This is a genomic window from Mycobacterium paraense (genome assembly GCF_002101815.1).
GTDB classification, from domain to species: Bacteria; Actinomycetota; Actinomycetes; order Mycobacteriales; family Mycobacteriaceae; genus Mycobacterium; species Mycobacterium paraense.
On the sequence record NZ_LQPM01000013.1, the window covers coordinates 324,437 to 339,871 of the forward strand.

14 protein-coding genes are annotated in these 15,435 nt (G+C 69.0%); 7 read left to right on the top strand and 7 right to left on the bottom strand.

Annotated features, from left to right (window positions below):
• Positions 1-16 precede the first annotated feature (16 nt).
• Complete coding sequence (locus tag AWB89_RS13590) at positions 17-3,013, bottom strand: UPF0182 family protein (protein ID WP_085174259.1); 2,997 nt, start codon at positions 3,011-3,013, stop codon at positions 17-19.
• A gap of 92 nt (positions 3,014-3,105) precedes the next feature.
• Positions 3,106-4,137, bottom strand: a complete 1,032-nt coding sequence (locus tag AWB89_RS13595) for a YlbL family protein (RefSeq protein WP_085174261.1) — start codon at positions 4,135-4,137, stop codon at positions 3,106-3,108.
• Between the two features lie 78 nt (positions 4,138-4,215).
• On the opposite strand from AWB89_RS13595, the gene AWB89_RS13600 reads away from it, so the two are divergent.
• The 6 genes from AWB89_RS13600 (at position 4,216) to AWB89_RS13625 (ending at position 10,139) form a co-directional block, all read left to right on the top strand.
• The gene (locus AWB89_RS13600; RefSeq protein WP_142280291.1) at positions 4,216-5,595 is read left to right on the top strand and encodes a zinc-dependent metalloprotease; all 1,380 of its coding nucleotides are present in this window, start codon (positions 4,216-4,218) and stop codon (positions 5,593-5,595) included.
• A gap of 76 nt (positions 5,596-5,671) precedes the next feature.
• Positions 5,672-6,397: a C39 family peptidase gene (locus tag AWB89_RS13605; RefSeq protein ID WP_085174263.1), complete on the top strand. Its 726-nt coding sequence runs from the start codon at positions 5,672-5,674 to the stop codon at positions 6,395-6,397.
• Between the two features lie 255 nt (positions 6,398-6,652).
• Positions 6,653-7,504, top strand: coding sequence for a hypothetical protein (locus AWB89_RS13610; RefSeq protein ID WP_174627831.1), 852 nt, complete (start codon positions 6,653-6,655; stop codon positions 7,502-7,504).
• A 56-nt stretch (positions 7,505-7,560) separates the two neighbouring features.
• Positions 7,561-7,782, top strand: coding sequence for a hypothetical protein (locus AWB89_RS13615; RefSeq protein ID WP_085174265.1), 222 nt, complete (start codon positions 7,561-7,563; stop codon positions 7,780-7,782).
• A gap of 89 nt (positions 7,783-7,871) precedes the next feature.
• On the top strand, positions 7,872-8,711 hold the full coding sequence (locus AWB89_RS13620) for a cyclodehydratase (RefSeq protein WP_085103830.1): 840 nt from the start codon (positions 7,872-7,874) through the stop codon (positions 8,709-8,711).
• Positions 8,712-8,795: 84 nt separating this feature from the next.
• Positions 8,796-10,139, top strand: coding sequence for a macrolide-binding ATPase MABP-1 (locus AWB89_RS13625; protein ID WP_085103832.1), 1,344 nt, complete (start codon positions 8,796-8,798; stop codon positions 10,137-10,139).
• Positions 10,140-10,221: 82 nt separating this feature from the next.
• Here the strand turns inward: AWB89_RS13625 and AWB89_RS13630 are convergent, their stop codons facing one another.
• The 3 genes from AWB89_RS13630 to AWB89_RS13635 form a co-directional block, all read right to left on the bottom strand.
• Positions 10,222-10,491, bottom strand: coding sequence for a WhiB family transcriptional regulator (locus tag AWB89_RS13630; protein WP_085103834.1), 270 nt, complete (start codon positions 10,489-10,491; stop codon positions 10,222-10,224).
• Positions 10,492-10,619: 128 nt separating this feature from the next.
• Positions 10,620-10,781 carry a hypothetical protein gene (locus AWB89_RS27535; protein ID WP_169716598.1) on the bottom strand — a complete coding sequence of 54 codons (162 nt, stop codon included), beginning with the start codon at positions 10,779-10,781 and terminating at the stop codon, positions 10,620-10,622.
• A gap of 99 nt (positions 10,782-10,880) precedes the next feature.
• Entirely contained in the window at positions 10,881-12,980 is a 2,100-nt protein-coding gene (locus AWB89_RS13635) for an ATP-dependent DNA helicase UvrD2 (protein WP_142282542.1), read from the bottom strand.
• A 119-nt stretch (positions 12,981-13,099) separates the two neighbouring features.
• On the opposite strand from AWB89_RS13635, the gene mrx1 reads away from it, so the two are divergent.
• Positions 13,100-13,351: a mycoredoxin Mrx1 gene (gene mrx1 / locus AWB89_RS13640; RefSeq protein WP_085103836.1), complete on the top strand. Its 252-nt coding sequence runs from the start codon at positions 13,100-13,102 to the stop codon at positions 13,349-13,351.
• Positions 13,352-13,356: 5 nt separating this feature from the next.
• Here the strand turns inward: mrx1 and nudC are convergent, their stop codons facing one another.
• The gene (gene nudC, locus AWB89_RS13645) at positions 13,357-14,280 is read right to left on the bottom strand and encodes an NAD(+) diphosphatase (RefSeq protein WP_085174267.1); all 924 of its coding nucleotides are present in this window, start codon (positions 14,278-14,280) and stop codon (positions 13,357-13,359) included.
• Between the two features lie 3 nt (positions 14,281-14,283).
• A complete protein-coding gene (locus AWB89_RS13650) occupies positions 14,284-15,354 on the bottom strand; it encodes a potassium channel family protein (protein ID WP_085103840.1) in 1,071 nt (356 codons plus the stop codon).
• Positions 15,355-15,435: the final 81 nt, after the last annotated feature.

Here is a 15,435-nt window from a genome sequence, read left to right on the forward strand (position 1 = left end):
ACGCCTGGCGCCCAAGCTACTTGGCGGCGTTGTACTTGTTGATCGCGTCGTCGAGGCGCTGCAGCGCCGCGCCGTAGGCGGCGAAGTCGCCCTTCTTCTGCGCGTCTTTCGCCGCGCCGATCGCGGCCTGGATGTCCTGCAGGGCCGCGGCCTTGGCCGCCGACAGCGTCACCGAGCCGTCCGGCGACGGCGGCACCGCGCTGGGCGGCGGCGGTCCCGGCGCCGCGGCGGGAGCCGGTGGGGCGCCGGGGCTGGGTGGGCTGGCCGCTGGGATCGGGGCCGCGCCGGGTTCGGTGGGTTGGATTCCGGTCGCGGTCGCGCCGGCGCCCGGCCCGAACAGCCCGTTGAGGGCGTCGCTGACGGTGGGGCCGTAGCCGATCTTGTCGTTGTACATCATCGCCACCCGGATCAGCCGCGGGTATGACGAGGCGGCGTCGCTGGCCCCCGGCGAGGCGTAGACGGGCTCGACATAGAGCAGGCCGCCCTGGCCCACCGGCAGGGTCAGCAGGTTGCCCCAGCGGATCCGGTTCTGGTTGTCGCGCCCGATCACGCCGAGGTCCTGGGACACCGCCGGGTCGGTGGTGATCGCGTTGTTGGCCAGCTTCGGGCCGTTGACCTGGCCCGGGATGGTCAGCACGGTGATCCTGCCGTACGTCGCCGGGTCCGAGCTGGCGCTGATGTAGGCGGCCAGGTAGTCGCGCTTGAACCGGTTCATCGCGCTGATCAACTGGTAGGACGCCGAATTGTCGTTCTTCGCAATGTTTTTCGCGACGATGTAATAGGGCGGCTGGTAGCTGCTGGCGGTGGGGTTGGGATCCAGCGGGACGTCCCAGAAATCCGACGTGGAGAAGAACGTCACCGGGTCGTTGACGTGGTATTTGGCCAGCAGCATCCGCTGCACCTTGAACAGGTCCTCGGGGTAGCGCAGGTGCTCGGCGAGCTCCGGGGTGATGTCGCTCTTCGGCTTCACGGTGCCGGGGAACACCTGCATCCACGCCTTGAGCACCGGGTCCTGCTCGTCCTGCTGGTACAGCGTGACGGTGCCGTCGTAGGCATCGACGGTGGCCTTCACCGAGTTTCGGATGTAGGACACCTTCTTGTCGGGCGCCAGCCGGTTGAACGCCACCTCGGTGGAGTCGGCGGTGGCCGATTCCAGGGACGTCAACTCCGAGTAAGGGTAGTTGTCCAGCGTGGTGTAGCCGTCGATGATCCACACCAGCCGCTTGTTGACGATCGCCGGGTAGACGGCGCTGTCGGTCGTCAGCCACGGCGCCACCGCCTCGACCCGCCGCGCGGGATCGCGGTTGAACAGGATCTTGCTGTTGGAGCCGATCACGTTGGAGAACAAGAAGTTTCGCTCGGCGAACTTGGCCGCGAACACGCTGCGGGACAGCCAGTCGCCGACCGGCACTCCCCCGAGCCCGGTGTAGGTGTAGTTCTTGGTTTCGGTGCTGGTCTCGTAGTCGTACTCGCGGTCGTTGCCGTTGCGGCCCACGATGGCGTAGTCGGCGGACGTGTTGGAGATGACCGGTCCGAAGTAGATGCGCGGCTGGTCCAGCGGCGCCGGGCCGTCGGACACGATGCTGCCGTTGGCGCCGACGACGTTGGCCAGGAATTCGGGATAGCCGCCATTTTGGTTGGGGTCGTTGGCGATTCCGCGCACCGTGTTGGCCGGCGACGCGATGAACCCGTTGCCGTGCGTGTAGACGGTGTGCCGGTTGATCCAGTCCCGCTGGTTGTCGATCAGCCGGTCGGGGTTGAGCTCGCGGGCGGCGACGACATAGTCGCGCAGCGCCCCGTTGCGGTCGAGGTACCGGTCGATCGACAGCTGATCCGGGAAGTAGTAGAAGTTCTTGCCCTGCTGGAACTGGGTGAACGCCGGGCTGACGATCGTGGGGTCCAGCAGCCGGATGTTCGAGGTGGTCGCGCGGTCGGCCGCGACCTGCTGCGCCGTGGCCTGCCCGTCGCCGGTGTAGTTGCGGTAGCTGACCTGGTCGGACGTCAGGCCGTAGGCCTGCCGGGTCGCGGCGATGCTGCGGCTGATGTATTCGCTTTCCTTTTGCGCCGCATTGGGTCTGACGCTGATCTGCTCGACGATCAGCGGCCACCCGGCACCCACGATCAACGACGACAGCAGCAACAGCACCAGGCCGATGGCCGGGATCCGCAAGTCGCGCAGGGTGATTGCGGAGAAGACCGCGGCCGCGCAGATCACCGCGATCGCCATCAGGATCAGCTTCGCCGGCAGCACGGCGTTGATGTCGGTGTAACCCGCACCGGTGAACGGCTTGCCGCCGCGGGTGTGCGACAGCAGCTCGTAACGATCCAGCCAATAGGCGACGGCTTTGAGCAGCACCAGCAGCCCGATCAGGGTCACCAGCTGGATGCGCGCCGAGCGGCTCAGCGCCCCCGTTCGCCCGGACAGCCGGATGCCGCCAAAGATGTAGTGCGACAGCACGTTCGCCAGAAAGGCCAAAAACACCGCCACGAACATGTAGCTGAGCAGGAGCCGGTAGAACGGCAGGTCGAACGCGTAGAAGCCGAGGTCCTTGCCGAACTGCGGATCCCTGATACCGAAGCTTCCGCCGTGCAGGAAAAGCTGGACCCGCACCCAATAGCTCTGCGCGACGATGCCGGCCAGCAGGCCTACGGCCACCGGGATGCCGATGCCCACCACCCGCAGCCGCGACACCACGACCGCCCGGTAGCGCGCCACGGGGTCGTTGTTGTTGCTCGGCACGAACACCGGCCGGGTGCGATAGGCCAGGGCGAGCCCGGCGAACACGATGCCGCCGACCAGCAGGCCGGCGACCAGAAAGACGACGATGCGGGTGACCAGCACGGTGGTGAACACCGAGCGGTAGCCCAGTTCACCGAACCACAGCCAGTCGACGTAGGCGTCGATCAGCCTCGGGCCGGCGAGCAGCAAAACGATCACACCCAGTGCGATCAGGATCAGAATCCGGCTGCGCCGAGTCAGCTTCGGCATCCGTGCGGTGGGCCGCATCCCCACTGGCTACGCTCCCTGATCGATTGGCTGGGCTGGTGAAATTCTGGGATTTCTAGATCACAACTGTACGCATCGCGCGCGGCCGCCCGGCCGGGCTAGCAACTGGGCGGCTGGCCCCCCGACGCGATCGTGTGCAGCGCGTCCACCGCCTGGCCGAGGGTCTCCACCTTCACCAAGCGCAGGCCGGACGGATTGTCCGACGATGCCTCGTAGCAGTTCTTGGCGGGCACCAGAAACACGGTGGCCCCGGCCGCGTGCGCCGCGGCCATCTTGTGCGTGATGCCGCCGATCTGGCCGACCTTGCCGTCGACGGAGATGGTGCCGGTCCCCGCGATGAACTTCGAGCCGGCCAAGTCACCGGTGGTGAGCTTGTCGACGACCGCGAGGCTGAACATCAGCCCGGCCGACGGCCCGCCCACGTTGGCCAGGTTGAAATCGACGGTGAACGGCGCCCACGGCGCGTCGAGCACCGCCACGCCCATGAAGCCGTAGTCGCGATCCTTGTTCGTTCCCAGCGTAATTTGCGTGGTGCCGATCGGGCCGGCCGCGTCGTTCTTGCGGCGATAGTCGATCGTCAGGACCTGACCGGGCTTGGTGTTCTTCAGGTACCCGGTGAACTGCTCGACGGTGGTCACCGGCGTGCCGTTGACCGCGTCGATGGCGTCGCCGGCCTTCAGCTTGCCCGCCGACGGCCCGGGGTCGGTGACCGTCGCGACGGTGACCGCGGCCGGGTACTTCAGATACCCCAGGGCGGCGTATTCGGCGCTGTCCTCCGACTGCTTGAAGTCGGCGTTGTTGGCCTTGTCGACCTCGTCGCGCGACTTCCCCGGCGGGTAGACGAGATCGCGCGGCACCAGCTGTTCCTGACCCGACAGCCACAGCGTCAGCGCCTCGCCCAGGCTCAGCTCGTCCCGCTGCGACACCGTCGTCATGTTCAGGTGTCCGGTGGTCGGGTGCGTCACGGTGCCCTCGATCGCGACCACCTGCTTGCCGTCGACCTCGCCGAGCGTGTCGAACGTCGGACCCGGCCCCAGCGACACAAACGGCACCGTCACCACCGCGAGCAGCACGCCGAAAACGACGATCGGCAGCAGTGCGACGAGCAAGGTCAGGATCCGCCTGTTCACGCCGCTTACCCTAACCGGCTCCCGGCTGGCCCCGTTCAGCTACGAGCGTGACCCGAGACCGCACGCCCCGTTGTTGCGGTGAGTACCGTTAGCGATATGCCTGACCTGCCTTTCGGCTTCTCCTCCGGCGAGGACCCGGAGCACGAGAAGCACGGCAAGAAAGACCCCGACTCTCACTCGGGGGCGTCCGACCCATCGGGCGCCTTCGGCCTGGGCGGGGATTTCGGCATGGGCGACCTGGGCCAGATCTTCACCCAGCTGGGCCAGATGTTTTCCAGCGCGGGATCCGTTGCGACCGGGGGCAAGGCGTCCGGACCGGTCAACTATGAGCTGGCGCGACGGGTCGCGTCCAGCTCGATCGGGTTCGTCGCACCCATCCCCGCCTCGACGACCAAGGCGATCGCCGACGCGGTCCACCTCGCCGAGACCTGGCTGGACGGCGCGACGGCGCTGCCCGCGGGCACGTCGAAAGCGGTGGGCTGGAGCCCCACCGACTGGGTCGACAACACGCTGGCGACCTGGAAGCGGCTCTGCGATCCGATGGCCGAGCAGATCGCGACGGTGTGGGCGTCGTCGCTGCCGGACGAGGCCAAGACCATGGCGGGTCCGCTGCTCGCGATGATGTCGCAGATGGGCGGCATGGCCTTCGGCTCACAGCTGGGCCAGGCGCTGGGCCGGCTGTCGCGTGAGGTGCTGACCTCGACCGACATCGGGTTGCCGCTCGGCCCCAAGGGGATCGCCGCGATACTGCCCGACGCGCTGGAATCGTTCGCCGCCGGGCTCGAGCAGCCGCGCAGCGAGATCCTGACCTTCCTGGCCGCCCGCGAGGCGGCGCACCACCGGCTGTTCAGCCACGTGCCGTGGCTGTCCAGCCAGCTGCTGGGTGCGGTCGAGGCCTACGCCCGGGGCATGAAGATCGACATGAGCGGGATCGAGGAGCTCGCGCGCGACTTCAATCCGGCGTCGCTGGCGGACCCGGCGGCCATCGAGAGCCTGCTCGGCCAGGGCGTCTTCGAGCCGAAGGCGACCCCGGAGCAGCAGCAGGCGCTCGAGCGGCTCGAAACCCTGCTGGCATTGATCGACGGCTGGGTGCAGGTGGTGGTCACCGCGGCCCTGGGCGATCGGATCCCCGGCACGGCCGCACTCAGCGAGACGCTGCGCCGGCGCCGGGCCAGCGGCGGCCCGGCCGAGCAGACGTTCGCGACGCTCGTCGGCCTCGAGCTGCGGCCCCGCAAGTTACGGGAGGCCGCCGCGCTGTGGGAGCGCCTGACCGAGGCCGCCGGCGCCGACGCCCGCGACGCCGTCTGGCAGCACCCGGACCTGCTGCCCGGCGCGGAGGACCTCGACGAGCCGGCCGGTTTCATCGACCGCGTCATCGGCGGCGACACCAGCGGCATCGACGAGGCGATCGCCAAACTCGAGGACCCTGACTCCGGCGGCGGCTCCGGCGACAACTGATTAGGTCGCGCCCGTTTGCTGACGGTGCTACGTTGCAGGTCCAGTCGATTATCGGGCCGACTCTTTGCGAGCGAACATGGTCGGGATTGCCACCGCGCTGCGCGCCGCCCTGGCGGCCACCTGCATCGGTTTGGCCGGCGTTGCGTCGGTGTCGGGGTGCGGCCTGGCGCCGCCCTCGGCGCACGTCACCGCCGGCACCTACGACAACGCGACGGCGCGGGCGCGGACGGCCGCCGACGGCGTCTACGGCGACCCCGACGCGGCGGCCAAATACTGGGTGCAGCAGTCGCTGGAGGACACCTGCGGGCTGGCGTCCGTGGCCGACGTGGTCGGTGAGGTCACCGGCAACGCCCCGACCGAGAAGCAGATCATCAAGCTGGCGCAGAGCACGCCCTCGGTGATCCGCGACGGCCCGATCTACCTGCCCACCGGCGACCCGGGCCACGAGACCGACGCCGGTGGCATCGACATGGCCGACACGGTCGTGCTGCTCGAGCACTACGGCATCAAGTCGCGGATGATCTACGACACCGAGCCCGACAAGACCGGGCTGCCGGCGCTGGAGCAGTACCTCGGCGCCGGGCGCAAGGTCATCGCGTGGGTCAACGGCGGAACCATCCTGAACAGCGACGACCAGCGCACCTCGCCCGACCACCTGCTCGTGGTCACCGGCGTCGACACCAACAACGACACCGTTCACCTCAACGACCCCTACGCCGACCACGCCAACACGAAGGTCAGCATCAAACGCTTCATGACCGCCTGGAAAGTCGGGCAGAAGTCGATCGTCGTGACCTCGTGACGGTGCCCCCGGGGCGCTTTCAATAGCTGGGCCCGGCGCCAGGCCGTCGTACGCGGAGCCAACCACGGTGTCAGGCCCTGAGCGGGTATGACTTTCCCCGAGTCCGCGAAGTCTGCAGCGACCTCGCACTGCTGGCCCGCCCGCGTCTGCAAACCGAGATCACTGCTTCTGTGCTCGGAATCAGCCAGTTCCGCCGAATTATTGCGCGACGGCTCGCCTAACCGTATGGTAATGACACGTATAGATACTTACGGTATGAACTCAATCGAATCCCAAGACTTAAAGTTTGGGCAGACTGAGAGGAACCGCGTGAACGCGCTTTCACTATGCACCGCAATCTGCGACGAGTCGTCTCTCGGGCAAGGCCTTGGCTGGCGAGACCCGGACATAGGCTGCACGCTGGTTGTTTCGCGGCCGTCGGCCGACCCTGACCTGTGGTCCGAGTATGCGGCGGGCGCCCAGCGAAGCTATCGCAAGCATGGTGTCGAGTGCGCCCTCGACGTCGAGGCGTTGCGAAGCGGAGCCGACACCACCCTGTTCTTCGCCATCGTCGATGACGACGGACGGGTCGTGGCTGGGGTGCGCGCAAAGGGACCACTGCGGTCGGCCGACGATTCGCATGCGGTCCTTGAATGGGCGGGGCAACCCGGCCAGCAGGCCGTCCGGAACATGATCACCGACCGCATCCCGTTCGGGATTCTGGAAATGAAGTCGGCCTGGGCGGCCGACGACTCGGGCCAGAGTCGTGGTCTCACCCGCGCTTTGGCGCGCTGCGGTTTCCATATGATGGTCCTGCTCGATTTGCAATTTTGCATGGCCACAGCCGCGACGTCCATTTTGAATCGATGGCGTTCTTCGGGGGGAGTGGTGGCAGCCATTCCGGCGACGACCTATCCGGACGAACGCTACCGAACGAAGATGATCTGGTGGAACCGGCGTGATTTCTTTTCCCACGCGGACCCAGATCAGGTTGCCAAGACCATCACCGAGACAAAGCAGCTGATCCACGAGCTGTACCGCCGCGGTCGGGTCGACGCCGCTGTGCCCAACTGGGTTACCACTAATCACGCCCAACTCATCCACCAAAACCATTTCGAGGTCGCATGACATCCGCATCTTTGGCGCCGTCAATATCCAAATCCGAAAATCTCGAGGGTCTTACAATGCCTGACAGCCAGGATCACGTCTGGATCATGTTCATCACGGATATCGAATCCCGCGACAGATTGCTCAGCTATAGCAACGGGTCGCAATGGGAGGTGGATCCCAATACCGCCGCGGCGCTGATCTTGGTGGGCGCGGCGGTGCGGTCCCCCGCCCCACCGACAGCGGCATCCTTCAACGAGATTGTCGGGACGCCCGCGGCCTCTGTCGAGAACCCCTGACCTTTATTGGCAGGCCGCCAGCTGTGCGCCGGCGCCCCTGTGGATGACCGAGCGCGGCGCCCGTCGTCGTCGTGCCACAGTCCCAAGCGATGACCTATGCGCTCGACCCGGCGATGCCGGTGCTGCTGCGGCCCGACGGCGCCGTGCAGGTCGGCTGGGATCCGCGCCGGGCCGTGCTGGTCCGTCCGCCGCGCGGCCTCGCCGCGGCCGAGTTGGCCACGCTGTTGCGGTCCATGCGATCGCCCACTCCCCTCGCCGAGTTGCGGCGGCATGCCGTCGACCGCGGCTTGCGCGACGCCGAAGGCCTGGCGAGCCTGGTCGCCCAGCTGGTCGGCGCGGGCGTCGCGACCGAATGCCGGCAGCCGCGAGGGCGGGCCGCCTCGATCCGCATCCACGGCCGCGGGCCGCTGTCCGAGTTGCTCGCGGAGGCGTTGCGCTGCTCGGGGGCCCGCATCGCCACCAGCAGCCAGCCGCACGCCGCCGTCTCTCCCGACGCGGTGGATCTGGTGGTGCTGTCGGATTATCTGGTCGCCGACCCGCGCATGGTCCGCGACCTGCACGGCCGCGGCGTGGCGCACCTGCCGGTTCGGGTGCGCGACGGCACGGGTCTGGTCGGCCCGCTGGTCATCCCCGGCGTGACGAGTTGCCTGGGCTGCGCCGACCTGCACCGCAGCGACCGCGACGCCTCCTGGCCGGCCATCGCCGCCCAGCTGCGCGACACGGTCGGGGTGGCCGACCGGGCGACCCTGCTCGCGACGGCGGCGCTGGCGCTCAGCCAGGTGAACCGGGTGATCGCGGCGGTGCGCGGGCAGCAGGCGGTGCCCGATCCCGCGCCGCCCGCGGCGCTGAACGCGACGCTCGAGTTCGACCTCAACGCCGGCTCGATCGTCGCGCGGCAGTGGAGCAAGCACCCGCTGTGCCCGTGCTAGGCCGGCCGCGGGATTGCTGCGGCCAGGGTCCCAAGTGCAAAGACAACCTATGGTCCGGATCACGGGTCCCGCGCGCCGACCGTCGTGGATGATGGAGACGTGGCAGACATCAAACGCGGCCGCGCTGCGCGCAACGCGAAGCTGGCCAGCATCCCCGTCGGCTTCGCCGGCCGGGCGGCCCTCGGCTTCGGCAAGCGGCTGACGGGCAAGTCCAAGGACGAAGTCCAGGCCGAGATGCTGGAGAAGGCGGCCAACCAGTTGTTCACCGTCCTGGGTGAGCTCAAGGGCGGGGCGATGAAGGTCGGCCAGGCCCTCTCGGTGATGGAGGCCGCCATCCCCGAGGAGTACGGCGAGCCCTACCGCGAGGCGCTGACCAAGCTGCAAAAGGACGCCCCGCCGCTGCCGGCCGCGAAGGTGCACCGGGTGCTGGACGCCCAGCTGGGCACCAAGTGGCGCGACCGGTTCAGCTCGTTCGACGACACCCCGATCGCCTCGGCCAGCATCGGCCAGGTGCACAAGGCGGTGTGGTCGGACGGCCGCGAGGTGGCCGTGAAGATCCAGTACCCCGGCGCCGACGAGGCGCTGCGCGCCGACCTCAAGACCATGCAGCGGATGGTCGGCGTGCTCAAGCAGCTCTCGCCGGGCGCGGACGTCCAGGGCGTGGTCGACGAACTGGTCCAGCGCACCGAGATGGAGCTCGACTACCGGCTGGAGGCCGACAACCAGCGCAAGTTCGCCAAGGCGTATCACGACAGCCCGCACTTCCTGGTGCCGCACGTCGTGGCCAGCGCGCCCAAGGTGGTGGTCCAGGAGTGGATCGAGGGGATCCACATGGCGGAGATCATCCGCAACGGGACCACCGAGCAGCGCGACCTGATCGGCACGCGCCTGCTCGAGCTCACCTTCGACGCGCCCCGCAGGCTGGAGATGCTGCACGGCGACGCCCACCCCGGGAACTTCATGCTGATGCCGGACGGCCGGATGGGCGTCATCGACTTCGGTGCCGTCGCGCCCCTGCCCGGCGGCTACCCCGTCGAGCTGGGTATGACGATCCGGCTGGCCCGCGACAAGAACTACGACCTGCTGCTGCCGACGATGGAGAAGGTCGGCTTCATCCAAAAGGGCCAGCAGGTCTCGGTGCGCGACATCGACGAGATGCTGCGCCAGTACGTCGAGCCCATCGAGGTCGACGTCTTCCACTACACCCGCAAGTGGCTGCAGAAGATGACCGTGGTGCAGATCGACCGGTCGGTGTCGCAGATCAAGACGGCCCGGCAGATGGACCTGCCCCCCAAGCTGGCGATACCGATGCGCGTCATCGCGTCGGTGGCCGCGATCCTGTGCCAGCTCGACGCGCACGTGCCGATCAAGGCGCTGTCGGAGCAACTGATCCCCGGCTTCGCCGAGCCCGACTCCGCCGTCGTCTAGGCGGCTCTGGCACCGCGAGAGTGCAACTACCGACGGCCCCTCTCGGACAACGCGTCGGCAGTTGCACTTTCGCGGATGAGGCCTAGGCCGCCACGTCCTCTTTGCGGGGGCGTCCGCGCGGGCGCTTGCGGCTCACGATCGAGCCGCGTTCGAAAATCTCGCCGCCCCACACACCCCACGGCTCGGCCCGCTCCAGCGCAGCGGCCAGGCACTGCCGCCGCACCGGGCAGGCCGCGCACAGCGTCTTGGCGCGCTCGAGGTCGGCTGGGGCCTCGGCGAACCACAGGTCGGGATCGTCGACGTGACAAGGCAACTCCGGCAGCGTCGGTCTTCCGACTGGCAATGCCGACATGTCCTGCTCACCTGCTTCCTGGTCGGGTGGTTGTCCTTCGTGATCCGGACCAGGGAGGCTGTCGACCCAAAAAAACTGTGGCCACGGATCCTGCTGACTTCGGGTCCGTGGCCATCAAGGGGGGCTAGTTAGGTATGGCCCCAATCCACGGACGCGTCGGTCGCGGCGGCGACACGGTGCTTAGCCGCTGCCGCCGACACGGCGGCGTGGGCGGCATGCGAGGTGGTCTTGGACCAAACAGGAGCCAGCACCGAGGCCGCCACGCCTACACCGAACGCGGTGGTGATCATCGTGGCGACCCTCCTCTCAGCTGGCAGCAATGTGCGGTTTCGAGGGTAAAGCTTAGCGGTCCGTCCCCACAACCGATTTTCTGACCTGCGGCTTTTGCCTCAGCGGGCCGCGCGGACCAACTCGAGCACGTCGGGCCCGTACTGTTCGAGCTTGCGCGCACCGATGCCCGGGATCGCGATCAGCGCCGACTCGTCGCCGGGCAGCAGCTCGGCGATCGCGATCAGGGTGTTGTCGCTGAACACGACGTACGCGGGCACCTTCTGTTCCTTGGCCACGTCCAGCCGCCAGGCCTTGAGCCGCAGCAACAACTCCTCGTCGATGTCGGCCGCGCACGTCTCGCACCGCCGCAGCATGATGGCCGCCGGGGTGGTCAGGTTGTTGTTGCAGATCCGGCAGCGGGTGGCGACGCCCTTGTTGCGCCGGGACTTGGCCGGCGCGGTGTCGGCACGGGCCTGCGGCGCGATGCCGTTGAGGAACCGCGACGGCTTGCGGCTCTGGCGGCCGCCCGGGCTGCGGGCCAGCGCCCAGCTGAGCGCCAAATGGATTCGCGCCCGGGTGATTCCGACGTAGAGAAGCCGGCGCTCCTCCTCGACGGCCTCGCTTTCGGGGCCGTGGGCCAGCGCGTGCGAGATGGGCAGCGTGCCGTCGGCCAACCCGACCAGGAACACCGCGTCCCACTCGAGTCCCTTGGCGGCGTGCAGCGAGGCCAGCGTGACGCCCTGCACCACCGGCGGGTGGCGGGCGTCGGCGCGCAGGCGCAGCTCGGCCACCAGGCCCGGCAGGTCGAGCTGCGGCCGCTGCGCCACTTCGTCGTCGACGAGCTCGGCCAGCCCGGCCAGCGCTTCCCAGCGATCCCGGGCCCGGGTGCCGGTCGGTTCCTCGGCCGTCAGCCCCAGGGGCTCCAGCGCCGCGCGGACGACCTCGGGCAGGGGGCCCTCGGCCCCCCGGTCGGCCGCGCGCTGCAGCGCCAGCAGCGCCTGCTTGATCTCCTGGCGGTTGAAAAATCCCTCCCCGCCGCGGATCTGGTAGGTGATGCCGGCCTCGGTCAGGGCCTCCTCGTAGACCTCCGATTGGGCGTTGACCCGGTACAGCACCGCGATCTGCGACGGCGGCGTGCCGGATTCGATCAGCCGGCCGATCGCCTTCGCGACGGCGGCGGCCTCGGCGGTTTCGTCGGGGTGCTCGTGAAACGACGGCGCCGGGCCGGGCGGGCGCTGCCCGGACAGTTGCAGCTTGCTGCCGGCGACGCGGCCGCGGGCCGCGGCGATCACTTGGTTGGCCAGCGACACCACCTGGGGGGTCGACCGGTAGTCGCGTTCCAGGCGCACCACCGTCGCGTCCGGGAACCGCCGGGAGAAGTCGAGCAGGAACCGCGGCGTGGCGCCGGTGAACGAGTAGATGGTCTGGTTGGCGTCGCCGACGACGGTGAGGTCGTCGCGATCGCCGAGCCACGCCGCGAGCACCCGCTGCTGCAACGGGGTGACGTCCTGGTACTCGTCGACGACAAAGCAGCGGTACCGGTCCCGGAACTCCTCGGCCACGGCGGCGTCGTTCTCGATCGCGGCCGCGGTGTGCAGCAGCAGGTCGTCGAAGTCCAGCAACGCCATCGACTCGTCGCGCACCTTGAGCGCCTCGTAGGCGGAGTAGACGGCCGCGATCTGCTTGGCGTCCATCGGGACGTCGCGGCCGGCGTCGGCCACCGCGGACGGGTACTCCTCGGGGCCGATGAGCGACGCCTTGGCCCACTCGATCTCCCCCGCCAGGTCGCGCACGTCGTCGGTGCTGACGTTGAGCCGGCAGCGGCTGGCGGCCCTGGCCACGACGGGAAACTTGCTGTCCAGCAGCTGCCAGCCGGTGTCGCCGACCACGCGCGGCCAAAAGTAGCGCAGCTGGCGGTGCGCGGCCGCGTGGAAGGTCAGCGCCTGCACGGCGCCCACGCCGGAGCCGTCGCTGGCCAGCGCGCGCAGCCTGGAGCGCATCTCCCCCGCGGCCCGCTGGGTGAAGGTGACCGCCAGGACCTGACCGGCGGCCACGTGACCGCCCGCGACCAGCTGGGCGATCCGGTGCGTGATGGTCCGGGTCTTCCCCGTCCCCGCGCCCGCGAGCACGCACACCGGCCCCCGGGGAGCCAACACGGCCTCGCGCTGCTCGTCGTCCAGCTCGGCGGTCAGTGCTCCGGCCTGTGCTCCGGCGACCATCGGCATGGGCTTCATCTTGGCTTCCATGAAAGCAGGAGTGGCCGACAAACACGCCGCGGCGCGGGAGTGACTTGCGTTGCTCGCGGAATGCGTCGCCGCTGCGCTACGTTGAGCGGGCTATGGCCAACGCTCCGCTCACCGTTTACACGACGTCTTGGTGTGGCTACTGCCACCGGCTCAAGACGGTGCTCAACTCCGATGGGATCTCCTACGACGAGGTCGACATCGAGGCCGATCCGGCCGCGGCGGAGTTCGTCGGCTCGGTGAACGGCGGCAACCGGACGGTCCCGACGGTGAAGTTCGCCGACGGTTCGACGCTGACCAACCCGAGCGTGGCCCAGGTCAAGGCGAAGCTGGCCGAGGTCGGCTAGGCCGCTCAGTCCAGCCCGGCCCAGGACTCGATGATCACCCGGGCGATCGAAATGGACCCGGGCAGTAGAAGTTTCGAGTCGGACGCGCTGCTCCAGTCGCCGGCCGCGAGCGCCGCGCGCACCTCGTCGCGGGTGAACCACTGCGCCTCGGCGATTTCGCCGTCGTTGAACGAGAACTCTTCGCCCGGGTCGGCCACCGCGTGGAAGCCAACCATCAGCGAGCGCGGGAACGGCCAGGGCTGGCTGCCCAGGTAGCGCACGTCGCGCACGGTCAGGCCGATTTCCTCGCGGATCTCCCGCGCCACGCACACCTCGAAGGACTCGCCGGCCTCCACGAACCCGGCCAGCAGGGAGAACATCCGCTCCGGCCACACCGCCTGGCGGGCCAGCACCGCACGGTCGCCGCCGTCGTGGACGAGGCAGATCACCGCCGGGTCGATGCGCGGGAACTCCTCCTGCCCGGTGACCGGGTTGACCCGCGCCCAGCCCCCACGGGCCGGCCTCGTCGGCGAGCCGTCCACCGCGCTGAATCGGGCGCTGTCATGCCAATTGAGCAGCGCGAGGGCCGAGGACACCAGTTGGCTGCTGGTGTCGTCGAAGATCCGGCCGAGGCTGCGCAGGTTCACCACCTCGGCCTGCGCGTCGGGATCCTCGGGCGCCTGCAGCGCGCCGCGGATGGCCCAGACGTGGCGGCCGCCCTCGATGCGGCCCAAGAACACCGCCTCCGGCGGCGGCTTGTCGCCCAGCGCGGCCGCATCGCCGAGCAGCACCCGGCCGTCGACGACCAACACCTGGTTGCGCGAATCCACCCGCAGCAGCGCCGCATCCGCCCAGCCCGCGGCCGCCGCGTCGACGTCGGTGCGCAGTTGGTCGGCGCGGTCGGCGCCCACGCGGGAGAGCAGCGGAACGCTCTGCAGCTGAAAATCCACGGGTTAGTGTCCCGCGTGGCGGATGTAGAGCAGCCGGTCGCTGGCCTCGATGGCGTCCACCTCGGGCGCGCCTATGCGCAGCAGATGGCCATCGCGCACCACGCCCAGCACGATGTCGCGCAAATGCCTTGGGGAGCCGCCGATCTCGGTCTGTTCGACCTCGCGTTCGGCGATCGCCAGCCCGGCGTCGGGCGTCAGCAGGTCCTCGATCATCTCCACGACGCTCGGCGTGGTGGTGGCCAGCCCGAGCAGCCGGCCCGCGGTTTCCGAGGAGACCACCACCGAGTCGGCGCCCGACTGCTGCAGCAGGTGCTGGTTCTCTGCCTCCCGGATCGACGCCACGATCTTGGCCTTCGCCGCGATCTCCCGCGCCGTCAGCGTGACGAGCACCGCGGTGTCGTCGCGGCTGGTGGCGACGACGATCGAGGCCGCGTGCTGCGCCCCGGCGAGCCGCAGCACATCGGATTTCGTGGCGTCGCCGTGGACGGTGACCAGCCCGGCCGACGCGGCGTGCTCCAGGGCCGACCGATCGGTGTCGACGACGACGACCTCGCCCTGGGCCTCCTCGTCGCCGAGGATGGCGGCGACCGCCGTTTTGCCCTTGGTGCCGTAGCCGATCACGACGGTGTGGTTGCGCACTTTGCTCCTCCAACGCTGGATCTTCCACGCCTGCCGCGACCGCTCCGAGAGGACCTCGAGCGTCGTGCCGACGAGCACGGCCAGGAACGCGATCCGCAGCGGCGTGAAGATGACGGTGTGGACCAGCCGGGCCGTCTCGGTGTACGGGGTGATGTCGCCGTAGCCGGTCGTCGACAGCGACACCGCGGAGAAATACAGGCAATCCAGGAATGTCAGCGGTTGGCCGCGCAGGTCGCGGTAGCCGCCGGCGTCCAGGTAGACGATGACGGCGGCGCCGAACAGCACCAGCAACGCGATCGCCACCCGGCGCGTGATGACCCGGCCGGGGCTGGCGTGGTCCTCGGGGATGCGCAGCACGCCGACGAGCTGATGACCCGGTTGGGCGGTCAGCGTCTCGTCCAGACCGCTCAGCTTGCGCGCCCTACCGTTGCCCACGGGGCTCCGTCATCGGCTGAAACCCAGCGCACGAGACACGCACGACTCCTATGTAACCACGCTGGCGGGCCGCCCATGACG